Raw genomic sequence first — 11,593 nt, 5'->3', positions numbered from 1 at the left:
GCCGCGTGTTCTCGGCGGGCGTATCGGAAAGCTACCGGGTTCGCACGACATAGACCAATCGTTCGATGTTCAAGCGCCCGGTCAGTGACCCGTGGACCGCGCCGCCTCCAGGATCAGCTCCGCCACGGCCTTCGGCCGGGAGAGCATGACCAGGTGGGAGGAGTCGACCTCGACGGTGGTCATGCCGGCCCGCTCGTACCCGTACCGCTCCACATCGGGGTTGATCGTGCGGTCGGAGGAGGCGACCAGGCCCCACGAGGGCTTGTTCCTCCACGCGGCGACCGGTGCCGCCTCCGAGAACGCCTGCGCGGCCAGGGGGCGCTGGGAGACGGCGAGCACCGCGGCGAGATCGGGGTCGACGTCCGCCGCGAAGAGGGCGGGGAACTTCTCGATCTCCACCGAGACGTCGGTGCCGGTCTCGGTGGAGCCGGCCACCGGGAACGGTGTGTAGACGAGCGCGTCGGCGAGACCGGAGTCGGGGAAACCGCCCTGCAGTTCGCCCAGGCTCTCGCCCTCCTCCAGCGCGTATCCCGCGAGGTACACCAGGGCGCGGACGTTGTCCTCCGTACCGGCGAGGGTGATGACGGCGCCACCGTAGGAGTGCCCCACCAGGATCACGGGGCCTTCGACGGCACGGACCACCGAGGCGATGTACGCGGCGTCGTCGACGAGGCCGCGGTTGGGCACCGCCGGAGCCACCACGTGCAGGCCGGCGGCGGTCAGTTCGGGGATGACGCGGGAGAAGCTGGAGGCATCGGCGAAGGCGCCGTGGACCAGGACGACGGTGGGGCGGGCGTGTCGGGACATGGGGGAACTCCGCGGTGAATGGAGGGGAAAGGGGTGGTGGTGGGTCGACTCACAGGCCGAAGCGGGCGCGGCGCTCCTCGGGCACCAGGTCGGCGTACTCGGGGTTCTTGCCGATCCAGCCCCGGATGAAGGGGCAGTACGGCAGGACGCGCAGCCCACGGGCCCGGGCGTCGTCGAGGGCGCCGCGGGCGAGCAGCCCGCCAAGACCCCGGCCGCCGAAGCGGGGATCGATCTCGGTGTGGATGAAGGCGATCTCGCCCTCGGAGAGGTGGTACTCGGCGAAGCCGGCGGTCTCGGATCCGTCGCCGTGGGTCTCGGCCTCGGCGAGGATCTCGTACCGGGACTTCTCGGGCCGGTCGGTCACTTGGGGTTCCATGGGCGCTCCTGTCCGGTCGCGGTGGTACGGGGGCCGGTGGCCGGGGTCAGAGGGTGCGGCGCACGCCCGCCTGGCGTTCCAGGTTGCGGAGCTGGACGGCGAGGTCGCCTTCCACGGCGAGGTGGGCGGGGCCGCTGCGGCCGAGGGGCAGGACCTGCTCGCTGCGCATGTCCTCCAGCATCAGGGCGAACGCCGTGTACATCGCGACCAGCGCCACCACGAACCCGAGCACCCCGGACGTGCGCGTCAGCCAATCGGCGCCGGTGACGCCCGCGAGGCCGGTGGCCGCCCAGCGGGGCAGGGAGGCCGCGAGCACGAGCCACAGCGCCCGCTTGGGCCCGGTCACAGCGGTCATCAGCGCGCCGAAGCAGAGGAGCGCCAAGTTCAGGACGCCGAGGACCTTCAGGCCGTCGGCCGCGCCACTGAGCATGATGAGCGAGTAGGGCAGCCAGCTGCCGGCGAAAACCGCCATCAGGGTCGCCGCGATCACGTCGCGGGCGCCGAAGGCCAGGAAGCTCACCAGGAGTTGGAGGACGAAGGCCGGCAGCACCGTGAGGGCGACGGCGGCACGGGCCTCCTCCCCGAGGATCCCGAGCTGGAGGCATCCGGTCATCACGGAGGCGATGGCGATCGTGAAGAAGCCGAGCGGCATGGGTGAGGCTATGGGGCGCAGGTTGATCCGTGTCATCGACCGGAGGTCCGGCTCGAAACGGCGTCCGGGGGGCGCGGCCGGGTCCTGTTCGTCGCCGTCAGCGGCCGGGGAGGCGGCAGTCATCGGGTGGCTCTCCTTCAGTGGTCGAAGCAGGGGTCGGCGAAGGACGGGGTCGTCTCGGGGACGGAGCCGCGCGCGACGCGCCACCGGCGGTGCTGCTCGGACTCAGCAACTGCCTCGGCCACCAGCGATGCCTGGTGAGCGCCTCCTTGGCCCGACTGGTAGCCGCCGAAGTGGGCCACCGGGCTCCATGCGGGGCTCACCGGCGGGAGGGCCTCGTCGAGTCCCTCGTACTCCGCGGTCGCGTAGACGATCCGGCCGCCGACGACGGTGAGGACGGACTCGATGTCGGGAATGACGCCCTCGGACACGGTCAGGAAGTCGTCGGACAGGATCGCGAGGTCGCCGTACCAGCCTTCCCGCAGGCTTCCCTTGACGTCCTGCTCGCCGGTGAGCTGCGCTCCGCCCCGGGTGTAGAGGCCGAGGGCGGTCTCCCGGTCGATCAGGTTCCCGGCCGGGTAGAGCTGGGTGCCGCCGACGGTGCGCCCGGTGACCAGCCAGTGGAGGGCGACCCACGGGTTGTACGAGGAGACACGGGTGGCGTCGGTTCCCGCGGCGACGGTCAGGCCCCGGTCGAGCATGGCGCGGACCGGCGGGGTGTGGGCGGCGGCCTCGGCGCCATAGCGGTCGAGGAAGGCGGCGCCTTGGAAGGACATCCGGTTCTGGACCGAGACGGCGCCGCCGAGGGCGGCGATCCGGTCGAGGCTGCCGGCCGAGACCGTCTCGGCGTGATCGAAGAGCCAGCGGTTGCCGCCGGGAAAGAGTCCCTCCGCGGCAAGCTTCTCGAAGACGGCCAGGTCGCGGCGGATCGTCTCGTCGTAGGTCGCGTGGAGCCTGAATCCCCAGCCGTTCTCGAGCAGGAGCCGTACGGCCTGCTCGAATTCGTTCTCGTACCCGGCGGCGAGCTCGGGACGGGGCTCGGAGAAGTTCTCGAAGTCGGCGGCGGCCCAGGTCAGGTTCTCGCCCGCGCCGTTCAGCCGGAGCCACTCGTCCCCCTCCCCGGGCTTGACCGTCTCGGCCCAGCGCTTGAGGTCGGCGAGCTCCTGCCCGGCCGTCTGCGGGAAGAGGTGGTAGGCGATCCGCAGGGACAGCTCCCCCGACCTGGCGAGGTCGACGACCGTCGCGTAGTTGTCGGGGAAGTTCTGGAACCCTCCGGCGGCGTCGACGGCGGACGTCAGGCCGAAGCGGTTCAGCTCGCGCAGGAAGTGGCGCGTCGACGTCCGCCTGTCGGCCTCGTCGAGGGCGGGTGCCTTGGCCAGGGTCGAGTACAGGACGAGAGCGCTCGGCGCGGCGAGGAGGACGCCGTTGGGTTCGCCGTCCCTGCCGCGGACGATCTGCCCGCCGCGCGGATCGGGGGTGTCACGGGTGAAGCCGGCGGCCTTCACCGCGGCTCGGTTCATCAACGCCGACTGGTACAGGTGAAGGACGAACACCGGTGTGTCGGGGGCAGCCGCGTTCAGCTCGGCGACGGTCGGCATCCTGCGCTCGGCGAACTGTTCCGCGGTCCAGCCGCCGACGACCCGGATCCACTGCCCCTTGGGGGTGCGGCCCGCCTGCTCGCGCAGCATCGCCAGGGCTTGGCGGAGGCTGCGTACGCCGTCCCAGCGCAGCTCCAGGACGTAGTTGAGGCCGCCCCGGATGACGTGCAGGTGCGAGTCGTTGAGTCCGGGAATCACGCGGCGGCCCAGAGCGTCGACGACCTTGGTGCCGGGCCCGACGAGGTGGGCGAGGTCGTGGTCGTCGCCGAGGGCCGCGACTCGGCCGTCGCGGATCGCGACGGCTCGGGCCTCGGGACGGTCGGGGTCACCCGTGAACACCTTGGCGTTGCGGACGAGGAGATCGGCGTGCTCGCGTTCCCGCCGCGGGGCGGGCACGAGGCCCGCCACCGGCATGCTGGTCGACGGCCCGTTCATGCGAGGGCCTTGCGGAGGGTGTCGACCGCGAGGCCGATGGCGAGGTCCGCGGCCCACGTGTCCCGGAGCGCGTTCAGCATCACGAAGTCGTGGATGGTGCCCTGGACGCGCAGGGCGGTGACGGGGACCCCGGCGGCGCGGAGCTTCGCCGCGTACGCCTCGCCCTCGTCGCGCAGGACGTCCGCCTCGGCGGTGATGACCAGGGCCGGCGGCAGGCCGGTGAGCTGCTCTGTGGAGGCGCGCAGCGGCGAGGCGGTGATCTGGGCACGCTCGGCCTCGTCAGTCGTGTACTGCTCCCAGAACCACTTCATGGCGTCGCGGCGCAGGAAGTAGCCCTCACTGAACTGGCGGTACGAGTCGGTGTCGAAGCTCGCGTCCGTGACCGGGTAGAAGAGGACCTGCTGGACGAGCGTGACGTCGCCGCGCTGCTTGGCCATGAGGGTGAGGGCGGCGCTCATGTTGCCGCCGACCGAGTCGCCCGCGACGGCGATCCGCGTGCCGTCGAGGTCCTTGTGGTGTCCCTCGCGGGCGACCCACTGGGCGACGCTGTAGTTCTGTTCGATCGCGACGGGGTAGCGGGCCTCGGGCGAGAGGTCGTACTCGGGGAAGACGACGGCCGCCCCCGTGCCGACGGCGAGTTCGCGGACGAGCCGGTCGTGGGTGTGGGCGTTGCCGAAGACCCAGCCGGCTCCGTGGAGGTAGAGGACGACGGGGAGCGGGCCGGTCACGCCGCGCGGGCGGACGATCCGGGCCCGGACGTCGCCGGTCGGGCCGCCGTGGACGGTGACCCACTCCTCGTCGACCTCAAGCAGGGAAACATCCTCGCCGCTCTGGACGTCGTCCACGGCCTTGCGGCCCTCGGCGACGGGGATCTGGTAGAGGTACGGCGGCTGGGCGGTGGCGTCGGCGAACGCCTGGGCGGCGGGTTCGAGGACCGGACGGCTGTTCATGAGGGGCTCTCCTTCGGGATGTACGGGAGGGTGAGGTCGGGGGCTCAGCGGGCCGCCCGCGTCGCGGCGAGGATCACGTGGGTGACCACGGCCGGGCGGGAGACGGCCACGGCGTGCGACGCGTCCACTTCGGTGACGTGCGAGCCGGCGCGCCGGGCCATCCACTGCTGGGCGGCCGGAGGGATGTTCTTGTCGGCGGTGGCGATCAGCGCCCAGGACGGGATCGTCCGCCAGGCCGCCTGGCCGGCCTTCTCCTCCAGCGCGGTGGTGGCGACCGGTCGCTGGCTCACGGCCATGACGGCCGCGTCGGCGGTGGGGACGTCGGCGGCGAACTGCCGGTGGAACTTGGCGGGTTCGATGACGAGTTCGGTACCGGTGCCGCCGCCGGGCAGCGGGTACGACCGCGGGTTCACGGTGTCGCCGAGGGTGGAGCCGGCGAACTTGGCGGCGAGCTCGGCCGCGCTCTCGCCCTTGTCCGGGGTGAACGCGGCGATGTAGACGAGGGCCTTCACACCGCTGTTGCCCACGGCGGCGCCGCTGATGACGGCGCCGCCGTAGGAGTGGCCGACCAGGACGACGGGTCCGTCGACGGCGGCCAGCACGCTGCGCAGGTAGGCGGTGTCCTCGGCAAGGCCGCGCAGCGGGTTCGCGGGGGCCAGGACGGGGTAGCCGGCGTGCTGCAGCCGCCGGATCGTGCCGCTCCAGCTGGAGGCGTCCGCGAACGCTCCGTGGACCAGGACGATCGTGGGCTTGGGGTCGTGCCGGTCGGTGCCGTCGGCGACCGGGCGGCTCGCGGGTGCGGCGGGTCCGGCGCCGACCAGGGCGGCCAGCGTCGCGGGCAGGGCGAGGCCGAGGGCGAGGGTGCGCCTCGTGGGATGCATGGGGTTTCCTTTTCGACAGGTGAAACGTTCGGGTGCGCCCGGCCGGGCGCGAGGGTGCGCCGTGCCGGCCGGGCGGGGTCCCGCCTCAGAGGCCGTACGCCTCCAGGAGCCGGAGCCAGACCTCGCTCACCGTCGGGAAGGCGGGCACGGCGTGCCAGAGGCGCTCCAGGGGGACCTCGCCCACGATGGCCACGGTGGCGGTGTGGAGCAGCTCGGTCGCCATCGGGCCGGTGAGCGTGCAGCCGACGACGACCCTTCGGGTCTCGTCGACGACGAGCTTGGCGAAGCCGCGGTAGTCGTCCGCGTGGAGCGCGGCACCGGCGACGTCGTCGATGCGGTACTCCACCGTGCGTACGGCGAGACCCGCTTCGCGTGCCGCGCGTTCGGTGAGCCCGACGCTCGCGAGCTCGGGGCGGGTGAAGACGGTCTGCGGGACGGCGAAACGGTCGGCTTCCGCGCTCCACGGCTGCCGGCCGCCGGTATCGGCCGGGCGCCCGGCGGCTCGCTCGGCGATCGCCGCCGCGCAGGCACGGGCCTGGTACTTGGCCATGTGGGTCAGTGGCGCACGGTGGTTCACGTCGCCGACGGCGTAGAGCCAGTCGCCCTCGGCCGCGGCGACCCGGCAGGTGTCGTCGACCGGAAGCCAGTCGCCCGCCGGCAGTCCGACGGAGTCAAGGCCGAGGTCCGCGGTGCGCGGGCGCCTGCCGACGGCGGCGAGGACCTCGTCGCAGACGAGGGTCGTGCCGTCGTCGGTGTCCACGGTCACCGTGCGGGTGTCGTCGTCACGGGCGACCCGGACGGCCGACGCCCCGAAGCGGATGGTGACGCCCAGATCGATCAGCCCCCGGGTGACCTCTTCGGCGGCACACGGCTCCCAGCCGGCCAGCAGGGCCTGATCGCGGACCAGCAGGGTGACGGAGGAGCCGAGCGAGCGCCAGGCGGTGGCCATCTCGCAGGCCACCACTCCCCCGCCGATGACGACGAGCCGCTCGGGCACCGCATCGGCCGTGGTGGCCTGCCGGTTGGTCCACGCGCCGATCCGGTCGAGCCCCTCGACCGGCGGAAGAGCGGGTTCCGTTCCGGTGCAGACCACGACCGCGCGCCGGGCGCGCAGGGTACGGACCGTGCCGTCGGCCCCGGTCACCTCCACCCGGCGCTCTCCGGCGAGCCGGCCATGGCCTCGTACGAGCGCGATGCCCGCACCGTCGAGCCAGTCGGTCTGGCCGGTGTCGTCGCCGCGCCCTGTGAAGCGGTCGCGGCGGGCGAGCACGCGCGCCGGGTCGAGTGCCGCCGTGACCGTTTGCCGGGCCCCGTCGACCGATCGGGCCTCCGCTCGGGCGGCGCCGGGTCGCAGCAGGGCCTTGCTCGGCACGCAGGCACGGTAGGAGCACTCGCCGCCGACCGCCTCGGCCTCGACGACGACGGCGGTCAGCCCCGACCGGACGGTCCGGTCGGCGACGACCTCGCCGGCCGGTCCGCCGCCGACCACGACGACGTCGTACGTGTCCATCAGCCGCGCACCAGAGGGGTGTCCACGAGGTGCTCGGCCAGGAACCACACCTGCGCTTCGCCGGTACGGATGACATCGGAGACGAGCAGGTCGGCACTGCCCTCGTCGCCCTCCCCGGAGAGCCGGGCGGCGGCGTCCCGGGCATCGATCAGGATCCGCTCGTGCGCGTCGAGGAGCCGCGACAGCATGACGGGCACCGGCTCGACGCCGTCCGGCGGCCGGGGGATCGACGTCAGCTCCGCGACGTGGCGCGGGTCTCCGACGGCGACGCCGCCGAGGCTCTGGACCCGCTCGGCCAGCGCGTCCACGATGGCCAGTTGGGCCTCGGCGTGCTTGTCCAGCATCAGGTGGAGCGAGTAGAAGGTCGCTCCGCGCATGAGCCAGTGGTGCTTCTTGTAGAGGGAGTGGAGGATCTGCGTGTCGGCGAGGACGCGGTTCAGCCGCTGGCAGGCGTACATGCGGGTGTCGTGGCCGAGGCCGATCGGCAGCTGCTTGAGCGTGCCGAACTCCTGGGTCTCGGCGCCCTTCTGATGCAGCAGCGGCTGGCCGCCGCCGTGCGGAGGCGTGAGGGTGTCCATCGGGTGCTCCTGTTCGGGAGAGAGAGGGGGCAGGGCCCGGCCGCCCGGTCGGGGGTACGCGGACGGCCGGACCCGGTCTGCGTGGCTCGCGCTCAGCGCTCGGCGTGCGCCGGGGCGGGGCGCCGGTGCAGCACGAGCCGGGTGAGGAGTCCGCTGCCGAGACCGGCCGCGAGCGCGAGGGCGGCCCACCACAGGGGGTAGGGCGTGAGGCCGAGGGCCGCGTCGAGGGACCAGGCACCGGGTCCGGTGGCGGCGAGGGCGGCGGCGGTGCCGATGAGGACGAGCGGGTACTCGTACCCGTCGTTCTGCACCCAGAGGCCGTGGCGCCACTTCACGGTGAGGGCGACCGTCATGACCCCGATCGCCCCCGTCGCGGCGAGCGGGGTCAGGAAGCCCGCGGCGAGCAGCAGGCCGGAGCCGATCTGGCCGCCACCCGCCGCCAGGGCTGTGAGGACCCCGCCGCGGAACCCGTCGGCGCGGAACTCCTCCGTGCCACCTTCCAGCCCCCTGCCGCCCAGATGCGAACTGACCTTCTGCACGCCGTGCCCGGCGACCAGCAGTCCCACCAGCAGACGCAGGATCAGAATGCCGGTGTCCACGACAGGTCAGCCGGCCGCGTGCGCGCCGATGACGCTCTGGGCGTACACGACACCAAGCCCGTACGCGCCCGCGTGGGCCTTGACGATCTCCGTGACCGGGACGTACGTCTCCTGGCGCGCCCAGTCGCGCTGGAGCTCCAGGAGCACCTGCACCCAGGTCACCGGCACCGCGCCGGCGGCGATCATCCGCTGGAGCGCGTGCTCGTGGGCGGCCGGGGTCACGCCGGCGGAGGCGTCGGCGACGACGTACACCTCGTAACCCTGCTCAAGCGCGGAGAGCGCGGGCAGCACCAGGCAGACCTCGGTCCACAGACCGGAGAGGATGATCTTCTTGCGCCCGGTCGCCTTGACCGCCGCGACGAGCGCCTCGTCCTCCCAGGCGTTCATGGTCGTACGGTCGATGATCTCGTGCTTCGGGAACACCTCGGCGAGCTGCGGCAGCAGGGGGCCGGAGAAGGACTCGGCGGCCACCGTCGTCAGGACGGTCGGAACGTCGAACACCTGGGCAGCCTTGGCGAGACCCACGGTGCTGTTGATGACCGCGGCGCGGTCGCCGCTGCCGGCGCCGAAGAACATCTGAGGCTGGTGGTCCACGAAGAGCATGACCGAGTTGTCGGGCGTGAGCAGGTCCTTGCTCGGAGCGGCCTGCACCTTGTCGATGTCCAACATGAGGGGTCCTTTCGAAGCCATCGGTAACGTGCCCGCCGCCTCCGCGGCTCGGCACTTCTTCACGCTACGAGCGACCCGCCCGACCGAGTTGACCCCCTGCGCCCAGGAGTTGGCACGACAGCGCACAACCGGTCAGGGAGGAGAGCCGCGCGGTGTCACCAGCGCGAACCGCACACGATCCGGACCGAGCAGCACCTGCCATGACCGCGTCGCCTCCCCAAGTGGGTCGCCCGCCTCGTTGTCGTACGTGTCGAGGGTGACGGCGACGCCGGGGAGCCCGCTGAAACCGAGGCCGCCGCCCGTGGCACCGAGCCCGCATCGCCTCGGCAGAGAAGACACCAGGTCAGCGCACCCTCCCCCGCGCCTTGAGCCGGTTCGCCGGGACCTCCGGGGCGTCCAGGCGGGCGCCGTCGTAGCCCTTGACCTCGCCGAAGCGGTCGCCGGTCATCCACTGTTCGCGGGCGACACGGATCTCCTCGTCCGTGCGGCCGACGAAGTTCCACCACATGACGATCTCCTCCTCGAACGGCTCGCCGCCCAGCAGCATCAGGCCGGCGTCGGAGGTGGCGCGGAGGGGGAGTTCGGTGCGGCCGCAGCCGAGGTAGAGCATCGAGCCGGGGAGGACGGGGACGCCGTCGACGTGGGCCTCGCCCGACATGGAGAGGACGGCGTACTCGAAGTCCGGGTCGAGCGGGAGGCGGTGCTCGGCGCCGGCGGCGAGGGCGAGGTCGGCGCCGATCAGAGGGGTGTAGGTGGTGCCCGGGGAGGTCGTGCCGTCGAGGGTGCCGAGGATGACGGTCGCGGTCAGGCCCGGGGCGGTGACCCGGGGCAGGGCCGCGTGGTGCTGGAAGTGGGGCTCGACGTCCCGGTGGGCGTCGGGGAGCGCGACCCACAGCTGGGCGCCGTGCAGGAAGCGGGCGTGGGGCTTCGGGCTCTCCTCGGAGTGGGAGATGGCCCGGCCCGAGGTCATCAGGCCCAGCTCGCGCGGGCGGATGGTCTGGAGGCTGCCGGTGGAGTCGCGGTGGAGCACCTCGCCCTCGTGCAGCCAGCTGACGGTCTGGAGCCCCATGTGCGGGTGGGGCGGGACCTGCATGCCGGGCTCGTCGGCGATGTCGTCGGGTCCGTAGTGGTCGACGAAGGCCCAGGCGCCGACCATGCGGCGGCCCAGGTTGGGGAGCAGTCGGCGGACCTCGGTCGATTCGCCGAGCTGGACGTGGCGGGGGCTGAGGAGCTCGCGCACCGGTTCGGCGACGACGAATCCCCGGCCCCCGCAGACCTGGAGGGTGGCCTGGCGGTCGAGATTGCTCATGGCGCTCAACCTATTCCCGCGGGGCCGCGGAGGGAGGCGGACCCACGCCCGGAATATTGATGGAATGTTCAACCACCCGGGTGTGTTGTCACCGCCGTACGACACAGGAGCCCGACCACGGAGGCAGCGAGCAGTGAGCGACGAGACCTACTACGAGTTCGGCACGCCGGCCGACCGCTGGAGCCGCGCGCAGCTGTTCTTCGAGGCCAAGGAGTACCTGACGGCGGCGCGGATCCTGCGCGGTCTGGTGGCCGAGCACCCGGACCAGACGGCCCAGCGGCTGCTCCTCGCCCGGGCGTACTTCCACTCGGCACAGCTCTCGAAGGCCGAGGCGGAGCTCCGCGCCCTCCTGGAGCGCGACCCGGTCGAGCACTACGCCCGGCTCATGCTGGGCCGCACCCTGGAGCGGCAGGGCCGGTCGGACGAGGCCACGCCGCACCTGCGGCTCGCCGCCGCGATGTCCGGCGAGAGCGTCGAGTGACGGCTCCCTGAGCCCTTTGGCGCACAGCGTGTCCGGCGCCGCCCCCGAGCAACGGGGCGGCGCCGGACCCGTTCCGGCCCCACCTCGTTCGACGGCGGGCTACGCCGAGGGGGTGACGCGCGGGGCCCCTGCACGGTACCCGGCCGGGGTATTCGGTAAGGTCGGGGGAACGGGCCGGACCAGGGGTCCGGCCGAGCCGGCCGAGTGCGGGGGAGGAGGAGCGGACGTGCGGACGGGACGGGGACGCCCCGGCGGTCACGCCGGCGCTCGTGGTGCCCTCGCGCATCTGCTGCTCGTCGTCGTGCTCGCGCTCGGCGTGTTCGTGATGCACTCGGTCGGGCACCCGGAGGGCTCCTCCGGCGGTGGTACGGCCGGGGCGACGGCCCATCATTCCGCCCACGCCCGGGCCCACACCCCCGGGCCCGCGGCCGCCGGTCACGACGGCCCCGGCTCCCCCGCTCCGGCGTCCTCGCACGACTCCGGCGGCGGAATGGACCTGACCACGCTGTGCGTGGCCGTCCTCGGTGCCTGGCTGCTCGCCGCGCTCGTCCGCGCCGCCCTGCGGCGCGCCCGCCCGGACCGGGCGCTCCCCCTGCTCGCCCGGCTCCTCGCGGCCCTGCGCCCGAACGCGCCGCCGCCCCGGCCGCCCGACCTCGCCTCCCTGTCGATCCTGCGGATCTAGGCCGTACCGCTCCGCGGGCGCTCCGCGCTGCCCGCAGACGCGCAGAACGACCTTTCCCAGGAACCG

13 protein-coding genes are annotated in these 11,593 nt (G+C 73.0%); 2 read left to right on the top strand and 11 right to left on the bottom strand.

Going from position 1 to position 11,593, the window contains the following annotated elements:
- Positions 1-81 precede the first annotated feature (81 nt).
- The 11 genes from ACIGW2_RS08045 to ACIGW2_RS07995 form a co-directional block, all read right to left on the bottom strand.
- Entirely contained in the window at positions 82-807 is a 726-nt protein-coding gene (locus tag ACIGW2_RS08045; RefSeq protein ID WP_399841980.1) for an alpha/beta fold hydrolase, read from the bottom strand.
- A 49-nt stretch (positions 808-856) separates the two neighbouring features.
- A complete protein-coding gene (locus ACIGW2_RS08040) occupies positions 857-1,183 on the bottom strand; it encodes a GNAT family N-acetyltransferase (RefSeq protein ID WP_399841978.1) in 327 nt (108 codons plus the stop codon).
- 46 nt (positions 1,184-1,229) lie between these two features.
- Positions 1,230-1,958 carry a GPR1/FUN34/YaaH family transporter gene (locus ACIGW2_RS08035; protein WP_391652175.1) on the bottom strand — a complete coding sequence of 243 codons (729 nt, stop codon included), beginning with the start codon at positions 1,956-1,958 and terminating at the stop codon, positions 1,230-1,232.
- A 14-nt stretch (positions 1,959-1,972) separates the two neighbouring features.
- Positions 1,973-3,868 carry an amidohydrolase gene (locus tag ACIGW2_RS08030; protein WP_391652176.1) on the bottom strand — a complete coding sequence of 632 codons (1,896 nt, stop codon included), beginning with the start codon at positions 3,866-3,868 and terminating at the stop codon, positions 1,973-1,975.
- Positions 3,865-4,818 carry an alpha/beta hydrolase gene (locus ACIGW2_RS08025; RefSeq protein ID WP_399841974.1) on the bottom strand — a complete coding sequence of 318 codons (954 nt, stop codon included), beginning with the start codon at positions 4,816-4,818 and terminating at the stop codon, positions 3,865-3,867. The genes ACIGW2_RS08030 and ACIGW2_RS08025 overlap by 4 nt, the downstream gene beginning before the upstream one ends.
- Positions 4,819-4,862: 44 nt before the next feature.
- Positions 4,863-5,699 carry an alpha/beta fold hydrolase gene (locus tag ACIGW2_RS08020; RefSeq protein WP_399841972.1) on the bottom strand — a complete coding sequence of 279 codons (837 nt, stop codon included), beginning with the start codon at positions 5,697-5,699 and terminating at the stop codon, positions 4,863-4,865.
- Positions 5,700-5,784: 85 nt separating this feature from the next.
- The gene (locus ACIGW2_RS08015) at positions 5,785-7,209 is read right to left on the bottom strand and encodes a dihydrolipoyl dehydrogenase family protein (protein ID WP_399841969.1); all 1,425 of its coding nucleotides are present in this window, start codon (positions 7,207-7,209) and stop codon (positions 5,785-5,787) included.
- Entirely contained in the window at positions 7,209-7,787 is a 579-nt protein-coding gene (locus ACIGW2_RS08010) for a Dps family protein (protein WP_399841966.1), read from the bottom strand. The genes ACIGW2_RS08015 and ACIGW2_RS08010 overlap by 1 nt, the downstream gene beginning before the upstream one ends.
- A 92-nt stretch (positions 7,788-7,879) precedes the next feature.
- The gene (locus tag ACIGW2_RS08005) at positions 7,880-8,386 is read right to left on the bottom strand and encodes a DoxX family protein (RefSeq protein WP_391652181.1); all 507 of its coding nucleotides are present in this window, start codon (positions 8,384-8,386) and stop codon (positions 7,880-7,882) included.
- Between the two features lie 6 nt (positions 8,387-8,392).
- Positions 8,393-9,055 carry a hydrolase gene (locus ACIGW2_RS08000; protein WP_399841962.1) on the bottom strand — a complete coding sequence of 221 codons (663 nt, stop codon included), beginning with the start codon at positions 9,053-9,055 and terminating at the stop codon, positions 8,393-8,395.
- Between the two features lie 343 nt (positions 9,056-9,398).
- Positions 9,399-10,364: a pirin family protein gene (locus tag ACIGW2_RS07995; RefSeq protein ID WP_399841959.1), complete on the bottom strand. Its 966-nt coding sequence runs from the start codon at positions 10,362-10,364 to the stop codon at positions 9,399-9,401.
- A 133-nt stretch (positions 10,365-10,497) separates the two neighbouring features.
- Here ACIGW2_RS07995 and ACIGW2_RS07990 point away from each other — a divergent pair, with 133 nt between their 5' ends.
- Together ACIGW2_RS07990 and ACIGW2_RS07985 are read left to right on the top strand one after the other, a co-directional pair.
- Entirely contained in the window at positions 10,498-10,845 is a 348-nt protein-coding gene (locus tag ACIGW2_RS07990) for a tetratricopeptide repeat protein (protein ID WP_391652184.1), read from the top strand.
- A gap of 226 nt (positions 10,846-11,071) precedes the next feature.
- Positions 11,072-11,527: a DUF6153 family protein gene (locus tag ACIGW2_RS07985; RefSeq protein WP_391652185.1), complete on the top strand. Its 456-nt coding sequence runs from the start codon at positions 11,072-11,074 to the stop codon at positions 11,525-11,527.
- Positions 11,528-11,593: the final 66 nt, after the last annotated feature.

Origin of the sequence: Streptomyces sp. NPDC053541, assembly GCF_044544705.1 — a bacterium.
GTDB lineage: Bacteria > Actinomycetota > Actinomycetes > Streptomycetales > Streptomycetaceae > Streptomyces.
This window is presented reverse-complemented; position numbering and strand designations above follow the sequence as displayed.

Bases quoted from the DNA above. Each gene is read 5' to 3' on its own strand.
- ACIGW2_RS08045 (WP_399841980.1), bottom strand. From the start codon at position 807: ATGTCCCGACACGCCCGCCCCACCGTCGTCCTGGTCCACGGCGCCTTC.
- ACIGW2_RS08040 (WP_399841978.1), bottom strand. From the start codon at position 1,183: ATGGAACCCCAAGTGACCGACCGGCCCGAGAAGTCCCGGTACGAGATC.
- ACIGW2_RS08035 (WP_391652175.1), bottom strand. From the start codon at position 1,958: ATGACTGCCGCCTCCCCGGCCGCTGACGGCGACGAACAGGACCCGGCC.
- ACIGW2_RS08030 (WP_391652176.1), bottom strand. From the start codon at position 3,868: ATGAACGGGCCGTCGACCAGCATGCCGGTGGCGGGCCTCGTGCCCGCC.
- ACIGW2_RS08025 (WP_399841974.1), bottom strand. From the start codon at position 4,818: ATGAACAGCCGTCCGGTCCTCGAACCCGCCGCCCAGGCGTTCGCCGAC.
- ACIGW2_RS08020 (WP_399841972.1), bottom strand. From the start codon at position 5,699: ATGCATCCCACGAGGCGCACCCTCGCCCTCGGCCTCGCCCTGCCCGCG.
- ACIGW2_RS08015 (WP_399841969.1), bottom strand. From the start codon at position 7,209: ATGGACACGTACGACGTCGTCGTGGTCGGCGGCGGACCGGCCGGCGAG.
- ACIGW2_RS08010 (WP_399841966.1), bottom strand. From the start codon at position 7,787: ATGGACACCCTCACGCCTCCGCACGGCGGCGGCCAGCCGCTGCTGCAT.
- ACIGW2_RS08000 (WP_399841962.1), bottom strand. From the start codon at position 9,055: ATGTTGGACATCGACAAGGTGCAGGCCGCTCCGAGCAAGGACCTGCTC.
- ACIGW2_RS07995 (WP_399841959.1), bottom strand. From the start codon at position 10,364: ATGAGCAATCTCGACCGCCAGGCCACCCTCCAGGTCTGCGGGGGCCGG.